At 72.4% G+C, this 24,589-nt stretch carries 19 protein-coding genes and 1 pseudogene; 10 read left to right on the forward strand and 10 right to left on the reverse strand.

Going from position 1 to position 24,589, the window contains the following annotated elements:
- Positions 1 to 54: 54 nt before the first annotated feature.
- On the reverse strand, positions 55 to 912 hold the full coding sequence (locus tag ACZ4XX_RS01040) for a class-II aminoacyl-tRNA synthetase family protein (protein ID WP_468505884.1): 858 nt from the start codon (positions 910 to 912) through the stop codon (positions 55 to 57).
- A 443-nt stretch (positions 913 to 1,355) separates the two neighbouring features.
- Between ACZ4XX_RS01040 and ACZ4XX_RS01045 the strand changes: the two genes are divergently transcribed.
- The 6 genes and pseudogenes from ACZ4XX_RS01045 (at position 1,356) to ACZ4XX_RS01070 (ending at position 8,608) form a co-directional block, all read left to right on the forward strand.
- The gene (locus ACZ4XX_RS01045) at positions 1,356 to 2,561 is read left to right on the forward strand and encodes a phytanoyl-CoA dioxygenase family protein (RefSeq protein WP_468505885.1); all 1,206 of its coding nucleotides are present in this window, start codon (positions 1,356 to 1,358) and stop codon (positions 2,559 to 2,561) included.
- Positions 2,543 to 3,823 (forward strand): annotated as a pseudogene (locus tag ACZ4XX_RS01050) (DUF6271 family protein); the annotation flags it as partial. The gene ACZ4XX_RS01045 and the pseudogene ACZ4XX_RS01050, both read left to right, overlap by 19 nt.
- A 69-nt stretch (positions 3,824 to 3,892) precedes the next feature.
- A complete protein-coding gene (locus tag ACZ4XX_RS01055; RefSeq protein WP_468505932.1) occupies positions 3,893 to 5,734 on the forward strand; it encodes a condensation domain-containing protein in 1,842 nt (613 codons plus the stop codon).
- Positions 5,731 to 6,996 (forward strand): MFS transporter, encoded by a 1,266-nt coding sequence (locus ACZ4XX_RS01060; RefSeq protein ID WP_468505886.1) that lies wholly within the window; start codon positions 5,731 to 5,733, stop codon positions 6,994 to 6,996. Before ACZ4XX_RS01055 ends, ACZ4XX_RS01060 begins: the two co-directional genes overlap by 4 nt.
- Positions 6,997 to 7,201: 205 nt before the next feature.
- Positions 7,202 to 8,155, forward strand: a complete 954-nt coding sequence (locus ACZ4XX_RS01065; RefSeq protein WP_468505887.1) for an NmrA/HSCARG family protein — start codon at positions 7,202 to 7,204, stop codon at positions 8,153 to 8,155.
- Positions 8,156 to 8,245: 90 nt separating this feature from the next.
- Positions 8,246 to 8,608 (forward strand): hypothetical protein, encoded by a 363-nt coding sequence (locus ACZ4XX_RS01070; protein WP_468505888.1) that lies wholly within the window; start codon positions 8,246 to 8,248, stop codon positions 8,606 to 8,608.
- A 175-nt stretch (positions 8,609 to 8,783) separates the two neighbouring features.
- Here the strand turns inward: ACZ4XX_RS01070 and lepB are convergent, their stop codons facing one another.
- Positions 8,784 to 9,452 carry a signal peptidase I gene (lepB, locus tag ACZ4XX_RS01075; RefSeq protein WP_468505889.1) on the reverse strand — a complete coding sequence of 223 codons (669 nt, stop codon included), beginning with the start codon at positions 9,450 to 9,452 and terminating at the stop codon, positions 8,784 to 8,786.
- 275 nt (positions 9,453 to 9,727) lie between these two features.
- On the opposite strand from lepB, the gene ACZ4XX_RS01080 reads away from it, so the two are divergent.
- Positions 9,728 to 11,560, forward strand: a complete 1,833-nt coding sequence (locus ACZ4XX_RS01080; protein ID WP_468505890.1) for an ABC transporter ATP-binding protein — start codon at positions 9,728 to 9,730, stop codon at positions 11,558 to 11,560.
- Between the two features lie 169 nt (positions 11,561 to 11,729).
- Complete coding sequence (locus ACZ4XX_RS01085) at positions 11,730 to 11,909, forward strand: DUF6480 family protein (protein WP_468505891.1); 180 nt, start codon at positions 11,730 to 11,732, stop codon at positions 11,907 to 11,909.
- 89 nt (positions 11,910 to 11,998) lie between these two features.
- Here ACZ4XX_RS01085 and ACZ4XX_RS01090 read toward each other — a convergent pair whose 3' ends face one another.
- Positions 11,999 to 12,664 (reverse strand): SDR family NAD(P)-dependent oxidoreductase, encoded by a 666-nt coding sequence (locus tag ACZ4XX_RS01090; RefSeq protein ID WP_468505892.1) that lies wholly within the window; start codon positions 12,662 to 12,664, stop codon positions 11,999 to 12,001.
- A gap of 214 nt (positions 12,665 to 12,878) precedes the next feature.
- On the opposite strand from ACZ4XX_RS01090, the gene ACZ4XX_RS01095 reads away from it, so the two are divergent.
- Both ACZ4XX_RS01095 and ACZ4XX_RS01100 read left to right on the forward strand, forming a co-directional pair.
- On the forward strand, positions 12,879 to 14,381 hold the full coding sequence (locus ACZ4XX_RS01095; protein ID WP_468505893.1) for a cryptochrome/photolyase family protein: 1,503 nt from the start codon (positions 12,879 to 12,881) through the stop codon (positions 14,379 to 14,381).
- Positions 14,382 to 14,666: 285 nt separating this feature from the next.
- On the forward strand, positions 14,667 to 15,674 hold the full coding sequence (locus ACZ4XX_RS01100) for a B12-binding domain-containing protein (RefSeq protein ID WP_468505894.1): 1,008 nt from the start codon (positions 14,667 to 14,669) through the stop codon (positions 15,672 to 15,674).
- Between the two features lie 11 nt (positions 15,675 to 15,685).
- Here ACZ4XX_RS01100 and ACZ4XX_RS01105 read toward each other — a convergent pair whose 3' ends face one another.
- The 7 genes from ACZ4XX_RS01105 to ACZ4XX_RS01135 form a co-directional block, all read right to left on the reverse strand.
- Positions 15,686 to 16,561 carry a DUF1295 domain-containing protein gene (locus ACZ4XX_RS01105; RefSeq protein WP_468505895.1) on the reverse strand — a complete coding sequence of 292 codons (876 nt, stop codon included), beginning with the start codon at positions 16,559 to 16,561 and terminating at the stop codon, positions 15,686 to 15,688.
- Positions 16,558 to 17,880, reverse strand: coding sequence for a class I SAM-dependent methyltransferase (locus ACZ4XX_RS01110; RefSeq protein WP_468505896.1), 1,323 nt, complete (start codon positions 17,878 to 17,880; stop codon positions 16,558 to 16,560). Before ACZ4XX_RS01110 ends, ACZ4XX_RS01105 begins: the two co-directional genes overlap by 4 nt.
- Positions 17,877 to 18,632: a DUF1365 domain-containing protein gene (locus ACZ4XX_RS01115; protein WP_468505897.1), complete on the reverse strand. Its 756-nt coding sequence runs from the start codon at positions 18,630 to 18,632 to the stop codon at positions 17,877 to 17,879. Before ACZ4XX_RS01115 ends, ACZ4XX_RS01110 begins: the two co-directional genes overlap by 4 nt.
- Positions 18,632 to 19,891: an NAD(P)/FAD-dependent oxidoreductase gene (locus ACZ4XX_RS01120; RefSeq protein WP_468505898.1), complete on the reverse strand. Its 1,260-nt coding sequence runs from the start codon at positions 19,889 to 19,891 to the stop codon at positions 18,632 to 18,634. Before ACZ4XX_RS01120 ends, ACZ4XX_RS01115 begins: the two co-directional genes overlap by 1 nt.
- 105 nt (positions 19,892 to 19,996) lie before the next feature.
- Positions 19,997 to 20,617 carry a sigma-70 family RNA polymerase sigma factor gene (locus ACZ4XX_RS01125; RefSeq protein WP_468505899.1) on the reverse strand — a complete coding sequence of 207 codons (621 nt, stop codon included), beginning with the start codon at positions 20,615 to 20,617 and terminating at the stop codon, positions 19,997 to 19,999.
- 456 nt (positions 20,618 to 21,073) lie between these two features.
- The gene (locus ACZ4XX_RS01130; RefSeq protein WP_468505900.1) at positions 21,074 to 23,143 is read right to left on the reverse strand and encodes a SpoIIE family protein phosphatase; all 2,070 of its coding nucleotides are present in this window, start codon (positions 23,141 to 23,143) and stop codon (positions 21,074 to 21,076) included.
- 193 nt (positions 23,144 to 23,336) lie between these two features.
- The coding region (locus tag ACZ4XX_RS01135) for a tetratricopeptide repeat protein (protein WP_468505901.1) at positions 23,337 to 24,589 on the reverse strand (1,253 nt) is incomplete at its 5' end.

Consider the following 24,589-nt stretch of genomic DNA (forward strand, 5'->3'; position numbering starts at 1 on the left):
GGAAGGGGATCGGACGGCGAGCGGGACAGGGACTCGGCCGTCGCCGCCCACCCGTCAGACGCGGGCGTCGCGGAGCCGGTCCAGGGCCTTCTCCGGGGTGCCGTGGGCGAGGATCATCGCGTGGATCCACCGCTCGATCCCGACGGCGACACAGGCGCTGTACGCAGGACCGTGCGCGCCCGCGCGGATGTCCAGCCGTTCACCGAAGAAGTTGCGGTGCCGGTTCACGGAGGCGATGGCCGTGCCGTCGGGGGCGCAGAACTCGTGCTTGACCGGGTCGAGCGCCATCAGTCTGGCCCGGGAGCCGCCCTTGTCGTAGAAGGGGTCGTCGGCCACGGCCCTGTTCAGTTCGAGACCGAGGAGCGCGGCCGCTTCGAGGATGAACTCCGCTCCCCGCTCCAGGTGTTCGACGGAACCCTGCTTGGTGCCGAGGTACAGGACCTCGCGCATGTGGAAGCCCCACAGGCGGCGCAGGCCGTCGTAGTGGGTCTCGTTGCGGAAGCAGCGGCCCGTGGCGGAGAGGCGGAGGCCCTCCTCGCCGACGTCCCGGCCCTCCAGGGAGAGCAGCAGTCCGTAGCAGGTCGCGGACGGCAGCAGATGGCCGGTCGGCCGCAGCGGCAGCTCCGCCGGCGTCTCGCCTGCCGCGAGTCCGTCGAGCGCGTCCGGGGCGAACCGCCCCGCGGAGACGCCGAGATGGGGGAAGTTGCGGAAGAAGTCGAGGCGCGCCAGGCCTTCGACGGAGAGGAGCGGCGGGCCGACGACCTCGGGCGCCGAGAGTCGTGCGGCGAGCCCGGTGAGCAGTTCGTCGAGTCCGCGCAGGAGCGCGGTCCTGACCGGGTCCAAGGTGATCAGGCCCGCACCCGGGCTCTTCAGGCCGCCGTCCGGCAGGGCCGTGGCGCTGGGTGTGCTCATGGAAACCGCTCCCTCTGGGCGTGGGCGAACCGAGATACGGGTGAACGCCCCTGGATGTGGTCGCCGTCGACCGCGAAGCGCAGCAGCGGTGAAGTCGGCCGACATCCCTGTGGGACCGGACTGCGCACAGGGACACTAGGCCAGCCTCGCGCATGTTGTCTAGACCAAAGCCGGGAGGCTGTCACATGCAACTCTGCATATTGAGACGTCACTTGACAACGAGTATGGTCTAAACCAATCGTTCTGAACGGCGCGGCTCCGACCCCCCGCGTCAAGCGCCGCCGTGCGTCCGTTCCGTCCACCCCGACGTCCGCCCTTCACCCACCCCGACGTCCGCCCTCCGTCCGTCCATGCCACTCGCCCCCGGCTCCGCACCGAGGGTTTCTCCGTGCTGTCCACCGGCCGCGGAACGCGTGCCCCCACTCCCGCCCTGGAGGGACCAGATGACGACGCCCGCACCCCATCGCCCCCGCCGCCGCCCCCACCTCCACCGGGCGGCCTCGGACCTGCCGTACTTCAGCGCGGACGGCGAGTCCTATCTCGCCCAGACGACGCTGCGGGAACTCGAGAAGTCGCGGCCGCTGCGGGTGCTGTCCGAGGAGGACTTCGCGCACTGGCAGACGTACGGCTACGTCATCGTCCGCGAGGCGATCCCGGCGGAGGCGGCCAAGCGCCTGCTCGACTTCACCTGGGACTTCCAGGGCCTCGATCCGGACAGGCCGGAGAGCTGGTACGAGGACCGGCCGTTCCGCTCCGAGCTGGACCAGCAGCTGCACGTCTACGGCTTCGTGGAGGCGTACCACCACCAGCTGCTCTGGGACAACCGCCAGGCCCAGCGCGTCTACGACGCCTTCGTGGACGTCTGGGACTGCGAGGAGCTGTGGGTCACCCAGGACCGGCTCAACCTCAACCCGCCCAACATCGGGAACCGCGACCGCGCCCTCATCGAGCCCACGGACCGGGGCTTCGACATCGAGCTGCACTGGGACATCGACACCACGCTCGGCGTCCCTCCGCAGCGGGTGCAGGGGATCATCGCACTCAACGACACCCGGCCGGAGTCGGGCGGCTTCCAGTGCAACCCGGAGCTGTTCCGGCGGTTCGAGGAGTGGAAGGTCGCCCAGCCGGCCGACCGCGACCCTCTGCGGCCCGCCGTGGACCGGACGGAGTACCCCGTCGTACGGCCGGATCTGCGCCCCGGCGACCTGTTGATCTGGAACGGACTGCTCGCCCACGGCGTGGCGCGCAACGTGTCCCAGGACCAGGTACGGGCGGTCCAGTACCTGTCGATGATGCCGGCGCTCGAAGAGCACGAGCGGCTCAGGCGGTCCCGCGTCGACTCCTGGCGGCACCTGCGGACCCCGCGCTGGAACCGGACCCTCGTCGGCGACCCCGTACTCCACGAGTCCAAGCGGTACCCGACGGCCACCCTGAACGACCTCGGCGCCCGCCTGCTGGGACTCGCCTCGTGGAAGGACGCGGGGGAAGCCCCTCCGGCCGACGGAGGCGAGCGGACGAGCGCGGGAGCGAGCTCAGGCGCGGGAGCGAACCCGGACGCGAGTCCGGACGCGAGTCCCGCTCCGGACACCGACAAGGGCGCCGCCGCCCCCGGCCAGGGCGGGGAGCCGGCGTGCGCCGTGTCTGTCTGACCCTGCCCACCGACCGGCCCTGCGCCGCGACCATCCGGGCCGTGGCCGAGGAGGCCGCGTACGGCGCCCGCGTGTTCGGCGTCGAGGTACGGCTCCTCGTCCTGGACTCCTCCGACGCCGCGGCCGTCGCCGAGCACCGCGAGGTGATGGCCGCGCTGCCCACGGTCCCCGGCGTGGTCCCGCACCACCTCGACGAGGACGAGCAGCGGTCCTTCCTGCGCGAGGCGATCGCCCGGTCCGAGCTCCCCGCGCCGGACCGCCTGCTCGGCCTGATGCTGCCGGACCGCGTCTCCTACGGCGCCTGCACCAACCGCGCCTTCCTCCTCGCGGAGGCACTGGGATGCACGTCGGTCCACCGCCGCGACTCGGACAGCCGCTACCAGTACCTGGACGGCGAACCGGTCTTCCCGCTCCACCACGAGCTCACGGCACTGGGACTGCGGGCCGCCGACGTGGCCGGTCTGGTCTCCCGGAGCAGACTCGACCCCGCGTGCGCGGACCGGCCGGTGGCCCTGGTCGGCGGCTCCTTCGTCGGCGAGATGTCCGTGGACGTCGAGGAGATCCGCCGGCTCGACGCGGGAATCTACGAGGCCGTCGTCGGCCTGACGATCCCCTCGGACTACCCGGAGATCTGGCGCAGGAACCTGATCGCGGAGTCCTTCCGGGGCGCCGGAACGGCCGCGTACACCGGCGACCGGACCACACTCATGAGCGTCAGCCCGACGCGCGTGGACATGTGCAACATCGCCTTCGACCGCGAGGTGTACGGCCGGGTGCCGCTGCCACCCGCCACCGACACCATCGGCAGCGACTACTTCCTCATCCATCTGGTGCAGGACGCCCGCCTGCCGGGCGTCCTGCACAACCGGCACATCGTCAACTTCCATACGCAGGAACGACGTTCCGATTCCGGGTTCCTCGCCTACCACCTGCGGTTCGCCAAGTACCTCCTCTCCACACCGCACTTCGCATCGGTGTACGCCGCGATGAAGGAGGCCGGTGACGCGATGCTCGACGCCGAGGGCCATGTCCTGGCCTCCGCCGTCGCCGGGTTCGCCAGGGACAGCACCCGGGTCGACCGGTCGGAGAACGCCGGACGGCTCGACGTCCTCGACCGCTCCTACCGCGCCCTGGGCGGCCGGTACGCCACCGCCGCCGACACCCTCGCGCCCCTCCGCGAGCAGCTCCTCGACGAGGCGCGTCAGGACATGGAGGAGTTCGCCCTGCTGACCGACGCGTGGGAGGCCCTGACCCGGGCGAGCCGGGCGGTCCCCCCGGGGAGCGCCCGCCCGAGCCGGGTGTTCCCGCCGAGGAGCGCCCGTACGCTCACCGTGGCGTACGCCGGGGGCGAGGAGCGCCGGGGTCCCGTCACCATGGGGCAGGCCAACATGATCCGCTGCATGCTGCGGGACGAGCCGGAGCACATCAACATCCACGATGTGTGGCCCGTTCCCGAGGGGACCCGGACGGAGTCCGCGATCGAGGCGCTCCGGGCGCTCGCGGTGCGGCACGAGGCGCTGCGTACGACGTTCCCGCACGCGGCCGGGAGCGCACCCCGGGAGCAGGTGGTCGCGGCCGAGGGGACGTTCACCGTCACCGTCATCGATCACGACCTCGACTTCGGCCTCGATCACGACCGCGACCGCGACCGCGAGGGCCTGCCCGACGGCCTCGCCGGATACGCCGAGTCGCTGGCCCGGCGGGCCCGCGTCGAACGCTTCCGTCTGGACCGGGACTTCCCCCTCCGCGTCTCCCTCGTCGCCCTGTCCGGCGCTCCCGTCTTCGTGGCCATGGCGGCCAGCCACGCCGTGACCGACGTCAGCGCCCTCGCGGTCCTCAAGGAGGAGTGGCTGAGCCTCCTCGCCGGCGAGACCCTCCCGCCGCCGGCGTCCCTCACCCCGCTCGACCTCGCCGCCGAGGAGGCGAGCCCGGCAGGGCTCCGCAGGTCCGAGGGCTCTCTGCGGTACTGGGAGCGGATCATCCGCACCGGACCCCAGGCCATGTTCGCGGAGCCGGGCGCCGAGGGGACCGAGGTGCGGACTCCGCAGCTCACCCTCCGGTCACGACGGGCGGCGCGGGCCCTCGCGCGCGTCGCCGAGCGCACCGGAGGCATGCCGTCCACGGTGCTGCTGACCGCGTGGTGCGCGCTCGTCGCCCACCGCACGGACCAGCCCGCGTGCGTGGCCGCCGTCCCGACGTCCAACCGCCACCACCCCCGGCTCGCCCGCTCGGTGAACACCCTGTCCCAGGACGCGCTGCTCTCCCTCGACGTCCGGGTACCGACCTTCGACGCCCTGCTCAAGAAGGCCTGGGGGGCGGCGCTCAACGCGTACCGGCACAGCCGGTTCGACGCGGTGGCGCTCTGGGAGATGATCGGGCGGACCACTCACGAACGAGGCAGCCGGTTCGCGCGCGACGTCGTCTTCAACGACGTCAGCACAGTGCCCGCGACGGTCGCGACGGTCACGTCCGCGACAGCGGAGGACACGGCACCCGCCGCGGACGCCGAAGCCACCGCCCCCGCCCTCGAACTGGGTTGGGGACCGGACCAAGTCCTGCCGACCCGCGTCCTGACCTTCGTCTACGCGATCGAACCGGTGCTCCACCTGAGCACCTGGGTGGATCCCGCGCTGTTCAAGCGGGACGAGGCGGAGGCCTTCCTGACGGGTCTCGTACGGCTCCTGGAGGCAGCCGCCACGGACGACGTACCGCTCGCGTCACTGACCGAGGTGACGGGCGTCCGTCCCGTCGAGCGCGGGCCGCGGTGGTGCCGGGCCGACGGGTCCTGGACATCGCCGCCGCTCGTGGCACAGGTGCTGAGCGAGGCCTTGGAGGGCCTGCCGGTGCACGTCATCGCGGATGCCTCGGTCACGGCCGGCAGCACTGCGGTTTCCTCCGCCACTGCCGCCGGCACCGCCACCGTCACCGCCCCGGACGGCACGACGCCACAGGACGCGGTCCTGACGGCGTACATCGCCGCCGGCGACGCCCCGCTGACACCCGCGCAGGCCCACACCGCACTGATGGACGCGCTCCCCGGCCGCCCCGGAGTACTGGCCCCGCGCCGGTACGTGATCGTCCACAACCCGCCGGCGGAGGCGGACCGGACCAGCGCCTGGCTCCGGCAGCAGATTCTCAGGGAAGGGACCGGCCGGGACCGGGATGTGACATGACGATGGATGAGGCAACCGCGCAGCGGGAGCAGGGCTCCCCTCCCAGCCCGTGGCGATCACGTCGCTTCCGGCTGTTCTTCACCGCGCGCAGCACCTCGCTGCTCGCCGACGGCATGCTGATGGTGTCACTCACGACCGCCGTGCTCGGTGCGGGCTACGGGGCGGGCGGTGTGGGATACGCGCTGGCCGCGTGGATGGCGCCGATCGTGCTGCTCGTGCTGTTCGGCGGCGTGCTCGCCGACCGGTTCACGCCGCAGGTGATGATGGTCGGCGCGGACGTGGTGCGCATGGTCGCCATGCTGGCGCTCGCGGTGCTGCTGATCGGCTCGGACGTACGGCTGTGGCACATCATGGCGCTGCTCGCGCTCAGCGGCGCCGCGACCGCGATGTTCCAGCCCGGTCTGGCGAGCCTGGTCCCCCAGGTCGCCGAGGACATCCAGCGGGCCAACGCGCTGCTGCGGATCTCCGAGGCGATCTGCACCCTGCTCGGGCCGGGCGTGGCAGGCCTTCTCGTGGCCTACTGGAACGTGGCGGGTTCGTTCGTGGTCATCGCGGCGGCGTACGCGCTGAGCGCGCTGGGCCTGGCGCCGCTGCGCAGGCTCAGCACGGCCAAGGACGAGAGCGACGACCCGATGTGGCACCGGCTGGCCACGGGCTGGCACGAGTTCCGCTCGCGGTCGTGGCTGTGGGGGGTCATCGCGGTCTGGGCGGTGTACGGCCTGTTCGTCTTCGGTCCGGCGCTGCCGCTCGGCGCGGCGCTGCTCACCGAACAGCACGGCGCGAGCGGCTACGGCTGGATCGCCTCGGCCGACGGCGCCGGAACGATCGTCGGCGGCCTTCTCGGCATGCGGGTCCGCCCGAGGCGCCCGCTGGTCGCGGGGGCCTGCGCGATGCTCTTCTTCGCCCTCAACCCCCTGGCCCCGGCCCTGGGCTGGTCGTTCACGGTGACGGCGCTCACCGGCGTCGTGGCGGGCTGCGGGTTCGCGTTCTGGGGGGTCATGTGGGCGACGAGCGTGCAGTCCCACATCCCGCTCGCCGTCCTGAGCCGTGTATCGGCCTACGACGTGGCCGGCTCGATCATGGTCATCCCGCTGGGACGAGCCCTCGCGGGCCCGGCGGCGGACGCGTACGGCGCGGACCGGGTGCTGCTGTTCTCCTCGGTCATGGGCATCGCCCTCATCGGCGTCATGCTCTCCATACCCGCGATCCGCGCACTGGGACGCTCGCCGAAGGAGTCACCGACGCCGGTCGGGGCCGCGTAGCGACGGCGGCGAGCAGGGGTCGGGCCCGCCGCCTCGACCGACTCCTCGTCGCGGGACGCGGGGACCGAGGTGGCCGACCGGCCCCCGCCGGGGACGGAGGTGGCCGACCGGCCCCCGCATGCGGAGGGCCGTTCCCGGGAACAGGCACAGAAGAGGGCCCTCGGGCTCCACGGGTTCCGCACGCAGCTGTGAGGCGATTCCGGCCATGACCGCCAAGAAGATCATCACGGTGTTCGGCGCGACCGGACAGCAGGGCGGAGGCCTCGCACGGGCCGTTCTGGCGGACCGGGACGGAGCCTTCAGGGTCCGTGCCGTCACCAGGCACCCCGACGGGGAGCCCGCCGCCGAGCTGAAGCGGCTGGGCGCGGAGGTGGTACGGGGCGACATGGACGACCCGTCGAGTCTCGGCCCCGCCTTCGAGCACGCGTACGGCGCCTTCCTCATGACGAACTTCTGGGAGCACATGTCCGCCGAGCGGGAGAAGGCCCAGGCCGAAGCCCTGGCCCGGGCCGCCTCGCACGCGGGGGTGCAGCACGCGATCTGGTCGACCCTCGAGGACACCCGTGCGTGCGTGCCGCTCGACGACGAACGGATGCCGACGCTCCAGGAGCGCTACAAGGTGCCGCATTTCGACGGCAAGGCGGAGGCGGACCACTTCTTCCTCGACGCGGGCGTGCCGACGACGTTCCTCCGTACCACCTTCTTCTGGGAGAACCTGCTCGGTTCATTCGCGCCGCAGTTCGGTGCGGACGGGACCCACTGGCTGACGTACCCGATGGGCGACGCCAGGCTCTCCGGGATGGGCGTGGACGACGTCGGCAGGACGGCCCTGGCCGTCTTCGCACGCGGTACGGATCTGATTGCCGCAACGGTCAGTGTCGCCGGCGAACACCTCAAGGTCGCCGACATGGCCGCGGCCCTGACGGAGGCCCTCGGCCGGCCGGTGCGCTACCGCCCCCTCACTCCGGACGAATGGCGTGCGCAGGGATTCCCGGGCGCGGACGAGTCGGGGAACATGTTCCAGTACTACACGGACTGCGAGCAGCACTTCACGGAGGCCCGGGACATCGACGCCGTCCGGGGCCTCAACCCCGCCCTCCAGGACTTCGGCACATGGCTCGCGGCGCACCGGGACCGTCTGCGCACCACCTGGACGTGACCGGTGACGTCGTGACGGCATGGGCGACCCGACCTTGAACCGCGAGAACCGACCGCGACCGGACCGCTCGACGCTCGACGGGAGTTCGTCATGCACGATCCCAATCCCCGGCTCACCCATCAGGAACGGAAGATCCTCGAAGGCATCGAAGCAGGCCTTCGCAGCGACACGTCCCTCCATCGCAGGCTGCGTTCGCTCGGCCACGGCGGCGCGGACGCGGGAGGCGCGGAAGGCACCTGGGGTGCGGTTCTGCGGCATCGCCTCGGCTGGTTCACCGCCGTCCTCGGCGTCGCCTGCGTGGCCCTGTTCCTCCTCGCGGCCGCGTCCTCGTCGTCCGGCCCGTTGTGGCTCTTCGCGGCGGTGTGGGTGGTCACCGCGGTGTGCCTGATGGGGCTGCTGCTGCGGGCGGTGGCGCGGCGAAGGAGCGCGGTGGCGCGGCGTAGGGCGGACTGAGCGCGCGGGGTACGGAGGTGGGCGGAATGAGCGCCGGGGTCATGGGCGAGGCGAAGGTCCGGGCGGCGATCGAGCGGGTGCACGCGAGCGCGAGCGGGGCGCGCGCCTGACGGAGACGCGCGCCGAACGGAGGCGGCGGCTCATCTCCCGACGAGCCGCCGATGGTCCCCGACCGTCATCGGCCGGGGACCGACGGGGCAGTCGGGACGGGCGGGTGGAAGGACCGATTGTCCCGTCGTGAGACGCGGGAGGCGATCTCGACGGCGATCCCCGCGACGACGGCGAGCAGCCCGAGGAGCACCGTCAGCACGAGCAGGAGCAGTCCCGTGCGGTTGTCGAGGGCCCGTGCCTCGACCGCGGTGGCCGCGACGCCGCCCGACCGCCTGTCGAGAGAGAAGCGGGAGTCGAAGGAGTTCGCGCGGTGGTCGCCGAGCAGGAACAGCATCCCCTCGGGGACCACCACGTCGTACGCGAAGGGTCCGCCGGACGGATCGCCGTCCTTCACGTACGGCTCCGTCAGCGGTACGCCGTTCACCGTCACGGGTCCGCCGGGGCTCTGCCGGACGTGGTCGCCGCCCATGCCGATCACACGACGGAGCAGGGGCCTGATCTCGCCTCGGTCCTCCGACCGGTGGAGCACCACGTCGCCCCGCCTGACCTCGCCCGCGTCGATGCGCTCGAAGAAGACGCGATCGCCGTACGGGTAGGTCGGATTCATCGAATCGCCGGCGACGGTGGCTGTCGTGTATCCGGTGCCGAGGAGCGCGATCGCGCCCACGGCCGCGGTCATCCCCGCCGCACCCAGCACCCGTCCGGCGAGCCGTTGCCGGCGTCGGCCCGTCATGACGCCGGCCCCGGCCGGAGAAGGCGCCCCCGGTACACGTTCACGTCCATCCCTTTCGTTCCTGCCCCTCCGCGTCGGCGTTGTGGCCGGATTATTCGCCTCCGGGCCGACGGCCTGTCAAACGCGGGGACAATTCGTCCCCGTTGCTCCGTCCGGAGCGCGGAGGGAGACACTGGGGCCCTGCTGGATTCGACCCGGGAAAACCTTTGGACGGCGCGAGTTCCGACACGGAAAACTTCCCCTCCTGTCTCCTTTGATCCGAAAGGCAGGTTTGGATGGGAACACCCGAATCGCGCAAGAGTTCGCCGGGCAGGGGCTCGGTCCTTCTCGCGCTTCGCTACTACACACAGGAGCTGACCCGGCTCAAGTGGTGGACCGTGCCCGCGATGCTGCTACCGGCACTGGGCAACATCGGAATCTTCTACATCGTGCCGCTGATCGTCGCCAAGCTCGTCGGCCGCATCGCCGGGACCTCCGGCAGCGGCACCGACAGCGGCATCAGCATCGGCCCGATGCTGCCCTACGTCCTCGGCTTCGCCGGTGTGCTGCTGCTCGCCGAGGCGCTGTGGCGGGTCGGGCTGCACTGCCTGAACCGTCTGGACGCCCTCGGCATCGAGCACCTGTACGTGATCGGGATGGACGCGCTGTTCGCCAAGGACGCCGCCTTCTTCCACGACAACTTCGCCGGCTCCCTGACCAAGCGGGTCCTCAGCTTCGCCTCGCGGTTCGAGGAGTTCGTCGACACACTCACCTTCTCGGTGATGGGCAAGTTCGTGCCCCTGGTGTTCGCGTCGGTGGTGCTGTGGACGTACGAACCCCTGCTCGTGGTCGGGCTCCTGACGATGATCGCGGTCACGACGGTGTGCGTACGGCCCCTGATCCGTCGCCGACAGAAGCTCGTCGACCGGCGGGAGGAGGCGATCGCCCGGGTGTCGGGCCACGTCGCCGACAGCCTGATGAACATGGACACGGTCCGGTCGTTCGCCGCCGAGGAACGTGAGGCGGCCGAACACCGCTCCCGTGTGGCCGAATCGCGCCGCCTCACCCTGCGGTCATGGGACTACGGCAACCTGCGCATCGACACGCTGATCGCACCGATGTCCGTGCTGACCAATGTCCTCGGCCTGGTCCTCGCGCTCTCGCTCGGCGCCGGGGAACACGGCGTCGAGGCCGTCGTCGTCGCCTTCACCTACTACTCCAACGCCACGCGCATCATGTTCGAGTTCAACCAGATCTACCGCCGCCTGGAAAGCTCGATGACCGAAGCCGCGCAGTTCACCGAACTGCTGCGGACCCCGCCGACCGTAAGGGACCCGGAGAAGCCCGAACCACTCCTCTCCGACGGCGCCGATGTGCGTTTCGAGCAGGTGACCTTCGCCCACGCGGGGACGAAGCCGCTCTTCGAGGGCCTCGAACTCGCCGTGCCCAGCGGGGCGAAGGTGGGTTTCGTCGGCCGGTCCGGCGGAGGGAAGACCACGCTCACCCGGCTGCTGCTGCGGATGACGGACATCGACGGCGGCCGGATCACGATCGGCGGACAGGACATCAGCCGACTCCGGCAGACCGAACTGCGCGGCCTCATCGCCTACGTGCCCCAGGACCCGGCGATGTTCCACCGCACACTGCGCGAGAACATCGCCTTCGCCCGTCCGGACGCCACCGACGCCGAGATCCGCCGTGCGGCCGAGGCGGCGCACGTCACGGAGTTCGTCGACACGCTGCCCGAGGGCTTCGACACGATGGTCGGAGAGCGCGGAGTGAAGCTCTCCGGCGGCCAGCGCCAGCGGGTCGCCCTCGCGCGGGCGATTCTTCGCGACGCGCCGATCCTGCTGCTCGACGAGGCGACCAGCGCCCTGGACTCCGAGAGCGAGATCCTCGTCCAGGACGCGCTCTGGCGCCTCATGGACGGGCGGACGGCGCTCGTGGTGGCGCACCGGCTCAGCACGGTCGCCACCATGGACCAGCTCGTCGTCCTCGACAGCGGGCGCATCGTCGAGCAGGGCACCCATCACGAGCTGCTCGCCGCGGAGGGCGCCTACGCGAAGCTGTGGCAGCACCAGTCGGGCGGCTTCCTCGACGGCACCGCCGCCACGGCGGAGCAGGTGTAGGGGCCGGGGGCGTGGCCTCACCCCCACCTGCCCCTGCACCTCCGTGACGGAACGGACCGGGGGGCCGCGACTTCGACGCACGATCGACGCGCGTGGCGGGCTCCGGGGAATCGAGGGACGGTGGAAGCCCCGGCGGCGAAGCGCCGTCCCGCACCCCCTGGGAGAGGCCATGACCCAGCCGCTCGTACCGCCCCAGGAGACCCCGCCCGCGGAAGGCTCCACGTCCTCGGCCCACCAGGAGCGCCCCGACGGCGGTATCTGGGAGCACCCGATGTTCTGGCTCTCCCTCATCGCCCTGGGTGCCGTCATGGGGGCCCTGTTCTTCATCTTCCGGACCGTCGCCTTCTGACCAGCGGGGCGCCGCCCGCCGCCGCGCGCTGAGCGCCCGGTGGCGGGCGGCGTCCCGCTCGGACGCCGAAGCCGGCCGGGTCCGCCTCCTCACGGAGCCTGCGCGTCGGCGGCGACGATGGGAGCGATCACGTACCGCGCCACCGCCTGCGCGGCGTCCGCGCCGCGCGGCAGCTTCGGCGGGCTGCCGATCACCGCCCGGTCCGCGAATCCACCCTCGAGGTGAGGCATGCGCACGTCCACGACGGAGATCCCGCGGTCGCGTTGTTCTCGTTCCACCACGCCGAGCCAGGCCGCGAGCGCCGACTTCGCCGCCGTGTAGTCGGCCGTACCGCGCATCGGCCTGTCGACGATCACTCCCGTGACGACCACGACGGCGCCAGGGGGTTCCAGGACCGGCAGCGCCCCTCGCACGACGGCCATGGGTGCGAGCGCGTTGACCGTCATGAGGTGCTCCGCGGCCTCCTCCGTGATCTCTTCGGCGCGACCGAATCCGGCCACCCCCAGCGCGACGACGACCGTGTCCAGTCCCCCGAGGGCGCCGGCGGCCCACGGCCCCAGCGCGGCCCCGCCCTCGAGGTCATAGGCGTCGAACGAACGGTGCGGGCAGTCGGCCCACCGTCTCGACCGCTCCGCCAGCTCACGTGCGTCGCGGCCGGCCACGGCGACGGAGCAGCCACGGCCGATCAGCGTCTCCGCCGCCAGACCACCGATCATTCCCGTCGCACCCACGACGAGCACCTTTTTCCCGGCCATGCTCACGACCTCCCGAACGCCCTGGTGTGCGGTCTCCCGGCACAGGCGCTGCCGTACGCACCGCCTGTCCGGTCCGACCTGCTCGGCCCTCTGTACTTCTCCCGCGGCGGCCCGTGGGGATGCGAGGGACCCGCATCCGCAGCACGCCCGCACGGCGAAGTCGGGGAGGGGCGCCACGAGGCGTCCCACGGAGGCGGAGCGGATCGAGACCGGTATGACCCGTACGCATTGGCTCTTCGGCGACCAGCTGGGCCCGCGGTTCCTCGACGCCTCGGGCGGCGAAGGCCCTTCGCGCGACGCACCCGTCGTGATGATCGAGTCCCGTGCCGTCTTCCGCCGTCGGCGGTTCCACCGGGCGAAGGCCCATCTGATGCTCTCGGCGATGCGGCACCGCGCCGCCGAACTCGGCGACCGCGTGACGTACGTACGGGCCGACACGTACCGCGAGGGTCTGCGGCGGGCGGTCGGCGACGGACCGGTGACGGTGCACCATCCGACGTCCCGGGCGGCGCTGGCCCTCGTGCGTTCCCTGGACGGCGTCGCCGTGCTTCCACCGCGCGGATTCCTGCTCCGTCAGGACGACTTCCGCAAGTGGGCGGGCGGGCAGCGGGGACTGCGGATGGAGGCCTTCTACCGGCACGTCCGCCGTGACCACGATCTGCTGATGGACGGCGAGAGGCCCGTGGGCGGCACGTGGAACCTCGATCACGAGAACCGGGAACAGCCGCCTCAGGGACGGCGGACGCTGGGGGTCGACGCCCCGTACCGGCCGCGGGAGAACGCCATCGACGAGGAGGTCCGCCACGACCTCGACCGCTGGGAACGCGAGGGAGACGTCGCCTTCGTCGGCCGCGACGGGCCTCGGCGGTTTCCCGCCGGCCGTCGGGAGGCCCTGGCCGCGCTGCGACGCTTCCTGAGCCACCGGCTGGCGGGTTTCGGCACGTACGAGGACGCGATGCTCGCCGAGGACGGCGCCATGAGCCACAGCCTGCTGTCCTCCTCCCTGAACCTGGGGCTGCTCGACCCGGTCGAGTGCCTGGAGGGCGCGGAGGCCGCCTGGCGCGCGGGCGAGGCGCCGTTGAACTCCGTCGAGGGCTTCGTCCGGCAGATCGCCGGATGGCGCGAGTACGTCTGGCAGCTCTACTGGTACTTCGGTGAGGACTACCGCACGTCGAACGAGCTCGGCCACACCGGCTCCCTGCCCGACTGGTGGAACGACCTCGACGCGGATGCCGTGTCGGCCCGGTGTCTGGCCACGGTGCTGCGTCAGGTCAGGGACACGGGATGGACCCATCACATCCCGCGGCTGATGGTGCTGGGGAGCTACGCCCTCCAGCGCGGCTGGGATCCGGCCGCTGTGACGGACTGGTTCCACCGCTGCTTCGTCGACGGTTACGACTGGGTGATGCTGCCCAATGTGGTGGGCATGTCGCAGTACGCGGACGGCGGCAGGATGACCACGAAGCCGTACACATCGGGCGGTGCCTACATCGATCGCATGAGTGACCTGTGCCGGCCGTGCCGCTATCGCCCGGACCGGCGGGTCGGGGCCGACGCCTGCCCGTTCACGGCGGGCTACTGGAACTTCCTGCACCGTCATCGCGGCACGCTCGAACACAACGCCCGGATCTCCCGCGCCGTGCACGGCCTTGACCGTCTGAAGGACCTGTCGGCCCTGCTGGAGCAGGAACGGCGACGAGGCGAGGGCCCGCCGTGAGCCGGTCGCCGACGCACGCTCCACGCGCGGCCGTTCCTCCGGCCCGGCCGGGACGACCGTCGTCGCGCGCATGCATCCGGCGCTCCCCCGCGCGGGGAAGGGTGAGTGTCGGCGAGGCGGCCGAAGGGCCGGGGGCACGGAGGACGGAGGCCGGTGGGGTGATCCGTGCGGAGCGAGGTCTCATGACGCGCTTCCGGCCGCCGCCGGGACGCGGCCGTCCTGACGGCACACCGAGCCCGGACGTTCCTCGCACGCGCATCGTTTCCGCATCGCCTGGTGGGTGACATGACCGATTCGGCACAGGGAATCACGACGGGCGCGGTGGCACGGCGCCTGGGCGTCTCGCCGACCACGGTGCGCTCCTGGGACCAGCGGTACGGCATCGGCCCCGCCGTCCGCACGGACGGACGGCACCGGCGATGGAGCCCGGCGGACGTGGCCATGCTGGAGGAGATGTGCCGCCGGACGGCGTCGGGCGTCCCGCCGGCCGAGGCCGCCCGGGCCGCCCGGCTCGCCCGGTCCGGGCCGGGTCCGGTGGCCGCCGAGCCATCGGACGCCCCGCTGGAGGAGGATCCGGCGGCGGGCACGACGACCGAGGGGGCTCCGGGCGGGACTCGCCGTGCGGGACCGGGCGGCGGGCTGCCCCTGGGCCGTGCGAGGCCGGAGTCCCGCGGGCTGGCCCGTGCCGCCCTCCGTCTCGACGGCCCGGCGATGGAACGGCTGCTGCAGGAGGCGCTCGCGGAGTACGGCCTGGTCACCACGTGGGAGGAGGTGATGGCGCCGACCCTGCACGCGGTGGGCCGCAAATGGCGGTCGTCCGGCGACCGCTACGTGGAGGTGGAGCACCTGCTGTCCTGGCACGTCTCCACCGCTCTGCGGCGCACCGTGGTCACCGGGCCGGCCACCACCGCCGCCAGGGCCCCGGTCGCCCTCGCCTGCGTCCCGGCGGAGCAGCACTCGCTCCCGCTGGAGGCGCTCGCGGCCGGCCTCTCCGAACGGGGACTGCCGTTCCGCATGCTCGGGGCCGCGGTGCCGTCGGAGGCCATGGACGCGGCGGTGCGGCGCATGGGCCCGGCCGCGGTCGCCCTCTGGTCCCAGACCCGGTCGACGGCGAGCCGCTCCCTGGCCCGGCGGACGGCGGCGACGACGTTCGGCGTGAGCGGGGCACGGACCGCTCCCCTGGTCCTGCTGGCGGGACCGGGCTGGACCGGCACGGCCGCCACGCCCGGCACCGTCCGGCCGGCGGGACTGCGGGAGGCCCTGGACCTGATCTCCCAGCTGTACGGCCCGTAGCGGCCCGTCCGTCAGCGCCGGGCGTCACCCGCCGGTGGCGCCTGGTCCGCCTGACTGCGAGAGACTCCGCTGCGGGGAGCCCTGCTGCGGGGAGGTCTCGGGAAGAAGCCGCTCGTGCGGGCGCGGTAGGCCGCGTACCCCGGACGTTCGGCCATGTGGGCTTCCAGGAGGCGTTTCCCGCTGCCCCAGATGAGCAGGCCGCTCATGACCAGCGGGGAGACGAGGGTGAGCAGCGCGGTCCCCCAGGTGGCGCAGGCCGTCAGGTACAGGCCCCACCAGACGAGGAAGTCGCCGAAGTAGTTGGGGTGTCGCGTCCAGCTCCACAGCCCCCGGTCCATGACCCGGCCCCGGTTCGCCGGATCTGCCTTGAACCGGGCGAGTTGGTGGTCCCCCACCGCCTCGAACGTGACGCCCGCCGCCCACACGGCGAGGCCCAGGAAGACCGTCACCCCCGGCGGCTCCGGCAGCAGGACCGCGACCTGTACGGGCAGGGAGACGAGCCAGACGAGTGCGCCCTGCAGGAGGTACACGGTCCGCAGCGCGTAGAGCGTGGGGTTGCCGCGGGCGCGGGCGAGCATCCGGGCGTACCGCGGGTCCTCGCCGTGCCCGCGGCCGCGCCGGGCGATGTGGGCCGCAAGTCGCAGCCCCCAGACGACGGTGGCGAGCGCGACGAGGGTTCGACGGATGTCGTCGCCGTGGCCGGACGACAGGATCCAGGCGACGACGGCGATGCCGGCGAAGGCCAGTCCCCAGGCGACGTCGACGATCCGGTGGAGGCGCTTCGCGGTGCCGATCGCGAAGGCCACCAGCATGACGGTGAGTGCCGTGGCCGCCGAGGCGGCCAGGACGACCCCGAGGGCCGCGGGGTCCACGCCGGTCGTGCTCATGGGGTCGCCTCCGGCGCCTCGGCGGTGAGCCGCAGCTGGCGGACGTCGAGGTAGCGGGAGCGGAAACCCGCCTCGGAGTACGCGAGGTAGAACTCCCACATGCGCCGGAAGACCTGGTCGAAACCGAGGGCGGCGACGTCGGTCTCCGCACGGAGCAGGCGCTCGCGCCACTGGTGGAGGGTCTCGGCGTAGTGGTCGCCGTATCCCGTGTCGTGGGTGATGCGCAGGCCCGCGGCGGCGCTCTCGCGGGCGATGGCCTCCGGGGAGGGGATCAGACCGCCGGGGAAGACGTACTTGCTGATCCACGTGTGGGTGCGGGCGGTGGCGAGCATCCGTTCGTGCGGCATGGTGATGGCCTGGAGTGCGATGCGGCCGCCGGGGGCGAGGAGGCGGCGGAGCGCGGTGAAGTACTCCGGCCAGTACTCGGCGCCGACGGCTTCGATCATCTCGACGCTCACGACGGCGTCGTAGCGCCCCCGGACGTCGCGGTAGTCGAGGAGTTCGACGGTGACACGGTCGCCGGCCCCGGCCTCCGCGACGCGCTTGCGGGCGAGGTCGAGCTGCTCCTCGGAGAGGGTGACGGTCCGCACGCGGGCGCCCCTGGCGGCCGCGCGGATCGCGAGCTCGCCCCAGCCGGTTCCGATCTCGAGGAGTTCGGTGCCCGGACCGGTCCCCGCCAGGTCGAGGAGCCGGTCGATCTTGCGGTGCTGGGCGGCGGTGAAGTGTGGGTCAGGAAGCAGTCCCGGTGCTTCCGGCAAGGGGTCGAAGACCGCCGAGGAGTAGCTGAGGCCCGGGTCGAGGAAGAGGGCGAAGAGCTCGTTGGAGAGGTCGTAGTGGCGGTGGATGTTCTCCCGCGCCCCGTCGGGGGTGTTGCGGTCGGCGACGGGCCTGCGCCGGACCCAGGCTCCGCGCAGTCGGCGCAGGGGGGCGGGGACCAGGTCGTCGACGTGCCGGGCGAGGACGGTGAGCACGCCGACGAGGTCGTCCGCGTCCCATTCGCCGGCCATGTACGACTCACCGAACCCGATCAGCCCGTCGGCGCCGATCCGGCGGTGGAAGGCGTCCGCGTCGTGCAGGGTGAGGGTCGGCACCGGAGCGACGCCGTCGCCGTCGCGGCTCTGCGGCACGAACAGCCCGTCACCGGTGGTCCGGACGCGCAGGGGCAGTCCGGAGACGGCCCGCTCGACGAGGCGGCGGGCGATGGCCGTGCGCACGGCGGAGGCCCGGGGCAGTCGGGCGACGTCGGGCCAGTGCTCGGCGTCCGCCTGGACGGTGCCCGCGGGGGCGGCGACGGCGGCCGGGGGGAAAGGGCTGGTCATGGGTTGCCTTCCTTGAGGGAGGGGCCGGTGCGGGGGCGCGGCCTGACGGGAAGCCCCTTGAGGTACAGGCGGACACCGTGGCGGCGGATGGCGATCGAGACTCCGAGAGTCGACCAGGGATGCCGCAGCGCGGCCGCGAGCAGCGTTCGGGTGCCGGCCGGCCGGTGGGCACCGCGCACGGTGGCGGTCAGCGGGCGGGAGCCGTCCGCGAGCCGGAGCTGGACGGTGAGGTCGAGGTGGTCACCGGGGAGCGGCAGGCGCATCCGGTACACGCCCTCGACGTCGAGGAACGGCGAGACGTAGAAGTCCTTGGCGACCTCGGCACGCCCTTGCCGGTCAGGGCGGAGGAGGTAGCAGTGGCGCCCGCCGTAGGTGTTGTGGACCTCCGCGACGGCGCAGACGGGGCGGCCCGCCCGGTCGTGGCACCAGTACAGGGTGAGGGGGTTGAAGACGAAGCCGAGGACACGTGCGTGGGCGAGCATCAGCACCTGCCCGTCGGCGTCCTCCACCCCGTTGGCGGCGAGGTACGCGTCGAGGCCGGCTCGCAGGGTCGGCGCGTCGCCGTCGAAGTGGTCGCGCGGGTCGAAGCGGGCCAGGGGGCGCAGCGCCGCGGGCAGGACGGGAAGGTCGTCGAGGTCGACCAGCCACATGTACGTACGGTGGCGAAGGGAGTGGCGGACGGGGGTGACGCGGGTGTGGGCGACCTCGGTCTCGTACAGGCCGGGGGCGACCGGCGGGGATATGGCGGTCATCACCAGTCCACCCCCAGGTGCCGGGCGGCCTCGACGCCGGAGCGGCATCCGTCCTCGTGGAAACCCCAGCCGTGGTAAGCGCCCGCGTAGGCGGTGACGGGGGTGCGGAGGGTCGGCAGCAGCCGCTGGGCGGCAACGGACTCGGGCGTGTAGACCGGGTGCTCGTACGTCATCCGGGCCAGGACGGTGGATTCGTCGAGGCGGGTGTCCGGGTTGAGCGTGACGATGTGGGGTTCGCCGGTACGGAGCCGCTGGAGCCGGTTCATGTCGTAGCTGACCTGGACGGCGCCCGGCCGGGCGGTGCAGGACGGCAGCAGGTAGTTCCAGGAGGCCCGGGCGTGCGGTGAACGCGGCAGCAGGGTCGTGTCGCGGTGCAGGACGGTCGGGTTGTGGGAGTAGGTGAAGGCGCCGAGGACGCGCCGCTCCTGCTCGGTGGGTTCCGCGAGGAGGCGAAGGGCCTGGTCGGGGTGGACGGCGATGACCACGGCCGCGTACTCCGCCGACTCGCCGTCGACGGTCACGACGGTCGCGCGGTCGGCGCCGCGCAGGACGGTGAGCACCTCGGTCGCCGTCCGGACGGAGGCGACGGACTTGGCGGCCTTCTCGACGTACGCCGCGGAGCCGCCGGTGACGGTCTTCCACTGCGGGGAGCCGGTCACCGACAGGAGTCCGTGGTGGTCGAGGAAGCGGAAGAGGTACGCGGCGGGATACCGCAGAGCCGTGTCGGGCGCGCACGACCACACGGCGGAGACGAGGGGGATCGCGAAGTGGGCGACGAAATAGGAGGAGAAGCGGTGGGCCCGCAGGAAGTCGCCGAACGTACGCGTGGTGTCGTCGGCGGTCAGCAGCCGGCGTGCGGCACGGTGGAAGCGCGGAACGTCGGCGAGCATCAGCAGATGGCGTCCCCGGCGGGCGTTGCCGCCGCCGAGGAGTCCGCGGATCCCCCGCGCGCCGGCGTACTCCAGGCCGCATCCGTCGCAGCGTACGGACATGCTCATCTCCGAGTCCTGGGTGGTGACACCGAGTTCGCGGAAGAGACGCAGGAGATGGGGGTAGGTCCGCTCGTTGTGGACGATGAAGCCCGTGTCCACGTGGAGCGTCCCTCCCCCGGGGGCCGGCAGCTCATGGGTGTGCGCATGACCTCCCAGCCGGCCTTCGGACTCGTACAGGACCACGTCGTGCGCCCGGGAGAGGACGTGGGCAGCGGTGAGACCCGCGACCCCCGCCCCCACCACGGCGACGCTTCGACGTCCGTTCATCGTCTCCACCCCTTGTGCCTTGTGTGACGGCCGTCGGCCGGTAGTGGCCACGGCGTGCTTCCGCGGTCGGTGATTCGGAGCCCTCGCCCGGCCGGATGGGTCGGATCAGCCACTGATCGCGGCGAGGGCGAGGTTGTGGCGCAGGCGCTGGAGGCCACGGCGGGCGTGGCTCTTGACGGTGCCCAGCGGCATGCCGATGCGGTCGGCGATCTGCACCTGCGTCAGGTCGGCGAAGTACGCGAGTTCCAGGACGTCGCGCTGGACCCGGGGGAGCCTCGCGAGCTCCTCGGTGACGACGATCCGGTCGAGGACCTCCTCGGGTTCCCCGGTCCTTTCGCCCTCGTGTTCCAGGGAGCCTCCGAGGGCCGTCGCGAGTGCGTTCCTGCGGGTACGGGCGGACAGCGCGTCGGCGGTCTTCCGGCGGGTGATACCGGTGAGCCAGGCGGGCAGGGTGCCCCGCTCGGGGCGGTAGTTGGCCCGCCCGCGCCAGGCGGCGACGAACACCTGCTGGGTGACGTCCTCCGCCTCGCGGGCGTCCCCCATGGCCCGGGCGGCAAGGGTGTGCACCAGCCGTCCCCAGCGATGGTAGGCGGCGTCGAGACAGCGCTCGTCGCCTTCGACGAGCCCACGGGCGATCCAGTCCTCGGCGTCGTCACCGTGCGACTGCCGGCGCACGGGGGGCTCTGTCGGGCCGGCGAGGTCGGGGGTGATGGGTTGTGCGGTCATGGCGCTTCCTCCTCCGGAGGTGGCGCGGGCGGCGGCACCTGGCCGTACGCGGGGCCTGGGCTTGCGTCACCGCCGGCGAATGCGGCGGTCCGACGGGACCCCGTCGGCCCCGTTCTCCCTCACCCTCCGGCCGACGGGCGCCGCCTCACAACTCGCATCGATTCCGCATCGAAATGTCAGGGACGGCCGGCGGCCGGGCTCCGTCCGCCGGACACGGCGTTCGGTCGGGGTGAGCTGGACCGACAGGGCGGCCTGGGACCGGCCCCCTGTCCAGGTTCCACGGCTGACGGCGCGCGGCTGCGCGGTGGGCGGGCCACGGGGGTTTCGCGACGGACGGTCCGCGGCTGACCGTCCGTTGCCGACGCCGCGTGGCCGGCGCTGCGTTGCTGACGCCGCGTGGCCGGCGCTGCGTTGCCGGCGCCGCGTGGCCGGCGCCGCGTGGCTGTCCCGCGGCGCTCAGGTCCCGGTGGCGACGCGGGCGACGAGCAGCGCGATGTCGTCGTCCGCGGAGGCCGGCACGAGATGGGTGAGCAGGCGGTCGCAGAGGGCGGACAGGGACGGGACGGGTTCGGCGAGCAGGTCGGTCAGCTCGGCGAGGCGGGCGTCGATGTCGCTGCTGCGGGACTCGACGAGACCGTCGGTGTACAGGACGAGAACGCTGCCGGGGGGCAGCGTGATCTCGGTGGTCGTGAAGGCGAAGCCGCCGACGCCCAGCGGCAGGCCCGCCGGTACGTCGAGCAGGCGCGCGGTGCCGTCGGGGAAGACGACCGCGGGGGGCGGGTGACCCGCGCAGGTGATGCTGCAGTGGCCGGTCGACGGGTCGACGACCACGGACAGGAAGGTCGCGATCATCGGCTCGGCGAGGTCGCGCAGGGCGGCCTCCAGCTGGTGGGGCATCTCCTCCGGGGGGAGGTCGAGGCGGGCGAGGGCCCTGACACTCGCGGAGAGCCGTCCCATCACCGCGGCGGCCGAGGTGCCGTGCCCCATCACGTCCCCGATGACGAGCACCGCTCTGCCGTCCTTCAGTGCGATGACGTCGTACCAGTCGCCGCCGACCTCGTTGACGTCGCTGGCGGGCAGGTAGCGGTGGGCGACCTCGATGCCCGGCGGCGGGGTGATGTGCTGCGGCAGCATGCTGCGCTGCAGCACGGTGGCCGTGTCGTGTTCACGGCGGTAGAGGCGTGCGTTGTCCACACAGACCGCCGCGCGGGCCGCCAGTTCACCGGCGAGGTCGGCCTCGCTCTTGGTGAAGGGGCCCACCGGACCGGTCCGGTAGAAGGTGGCCAGTCCCAGCACCACGCCACGGGCGAGCAGCGGGGTCATCATGAACGAGTGGACGCCCTGCCTCAGCAGCTCCGCGGGGGTGCTGGAGTGAGCGGCCGCCGGCGCGACGGCCCGCTCGTCGAACTCGGGGACGACATAGGGGCGGCGATCGCCGAGTGCCCGGGTGTAGGGCGCGTTGACGGGAAAGGTGAGGGTGCGTCCCAGCGGGGCGAGGGCGGCCGCGACGGACGATCCCGTCAGCGGGGCCTTCGCCAGGCGGCGCAGGGTGGCACCGCCCACCAGGCCCGCGCCGAGTTCGCCGTCGACGGCCAGGCTCTCCAGGACGTCGACGGTGACGACGTCCGCGAGGTCGGGCACGGCGACGTCGGCGAGCTCCTGCGCGGTGCGCTCCAGGTCCAGACTGGTGCCGATCTTCAGAGTGGCCTCGTTCACCAGGGCGAGATGGCGCCGACCCGCTTCGGCTTCGAGCTGCGCCTGTTGCTGGGCGGTGATGTCGATCAGGGTGGCGGCCAGTCCGATCGGGCGCCCGTCGGCGTCCTCCAGCCGGACGTACGACCCCGACCACACATGGTCGTGGTCCGGGTCGGCAGGCGTGCGGCCCGTACGGCGGGAGTCCAGGACGGGTCTTCCCTCGTCCAGGGCCCGGCGCATCGAGCGCTCCATGTCGGGGGCGTTGACGTCGGGCAGGATCTCGACGAGACGGCGCCCGATGTGGGCGGCCTGCGGAAGGCCGTTCATCGCCTCCAGCGCCGGGTTCACACGGAGGAAGCGCAGCTGGGTGTCCAGGACCGCGATGCCGACCGGGGAGCGGGAGAACAGTCCGTCCCACACCACCGACGAGCCGCGGATCCGGCGTGCGGCCTCCGCCTCCGCGGCGAACACCAGCACCGTCGTACCGCCCCGGTGCCGGGCCGGCACGGGTGCCGCCCAGATCTCCAGGTCCAGCGGGCGCCCCTCCTTGTGCCAGGCCGTCACCGTGCCGGTGACCCCGCGCCCGGTGGCGGCGCCCTCCCACAGCGACCGGCCGAGACCGCGGTCCGCACCCGGGTGGAGCAGGTCGGCGATGTGCCGGCCGAGCACCTCGTGCGGGGTGTAGCCGAGCAGCTCCTCCGCGGCGTGGTCCCAGCGGACGATCGCCCCGTCGGCGCCGGTGGCCACCACGGCGACCGTCAGAGCCCCCAGCCACCCGCCCGCGTCCCGGGCCGCGGCGGTGGTCACGTCGTCGAAGGGCATCTGTTGCATCGCCACCACGATTCTCGTAGCCGCACACCCCCAGGACGGCTGCCGTCCTCCTCAGTATGGGCGCGGGCCCACGGTTCGTCGCGCGGACAGGGGGCGTGGGCGGCGTTGTGGTGCTCAAGGCCGGAGTCGTCGCACGACTGCGCCGCGCGTCGTGTTCATCGACGCCGCGGGCGGTCGCACCCCTGGCAGCTCGCTACACCGACGGCATGTCCTCCAGGCTCGAACGCACCCGCCGGGTCAAGGGGTGATCCTCTCCCAGCACTCGTTCACAGTCGGTGAGGGTCCGCTCGAAGAGCGCGGTGGCCCGCCCCGGATCACCGGCCATCCGGTAGGTCGCGGCAAGGTTGTTGCGGGAGATGAGCGTATCGAGGTGGTCCTCCCCCAGCACTCGTTCACAGTCGGTGAGGGTCCTCTCGAAGAGGGGGATGGCGGACCCTGGATCACCGGCCATTCGATAGGTCGCGGCGAGGTTGTTGCGGCAACTGAGCGTGTCGCGGTGATCCTCCCCCAGTGCCCGCGCCATGCGCTCCAGGAGCTGCTCGGTCTCGGTGACGGCGCGGGCAGCATCCCCCGCCCGGACGAGCCAATGGGCGAAGGTGCCCCAGGCAGCGAATGTAGAGGGATCGTCCTCACCGCGGACCCTTCGGAAGGCCTCACGAAGCTGTTCATATGCCTGTGCCGCTCCGAAGGCGTCCTGTGCTTCTCCCAGCCAGAAAGCGAGGTTGTCCCACGTGGCGAGGGTGCCCGGGTGGTCCTCGCCCAACACCCTTGTGCGATCCGGCAGCAGGTCGGCAAGGGCCCGCACGGCCCCGGCAGCGTCCCCCGCTTTTCCCCGCAGAAGGGCGAGGTTGCTGCGGGTGGTGAGGGTGTCGGGGTGGTCCGCGCCCAACACGCGTTCCTGGTCGGCCAGTAGGTCGGCATAGGACTGCGCCGCCCCGGCCGCATCCCCCGCCTCCCACCGCCACGTGGCGAGGTTGCTGCGGGTGGTGAGGGTGGCGGGGTGGTCCGCACCCAACACCCGCATCCGGTCTACCAGCAGATCGGCAAGAGCCTGCGCGGCTCCATGGACGTCGCCCGCCTCCCACCGCATCCCGGCGAGGTTGCTGCGGGTGGTGAGGGTGTCGGGGTGGTCCGCGCCCAACACGCGCATCCGGTCAACCAGCAGATCGGCAAAGGCCTGCGCGGCCCCCCGCGCGTCCCCTGCATCCCACAACTGGCTGGCAAGGTTGCTGCGGGTGGTGAGGGTGTCGGGGTGGTCCGGTCCCAGCACCCGCACCTTGTCGATCAGTACGTCGGCGAAGGCCTGTGCAGCCCCTGCGGCGTCACCCGCCTCCCCCCGCCAGATGGCGAGGTTGCTGCGGGTGGTGAGGGTGTCGGGGTGGTCCGGTCCCAGCACCCGCACCTTGTCGATCAGTACGTCGGCGAAGGCCTGTGCAGCCCCTGCGG

This window comes from Streptomyces sp. NPDC029956, from assembly GCF_055574655.1.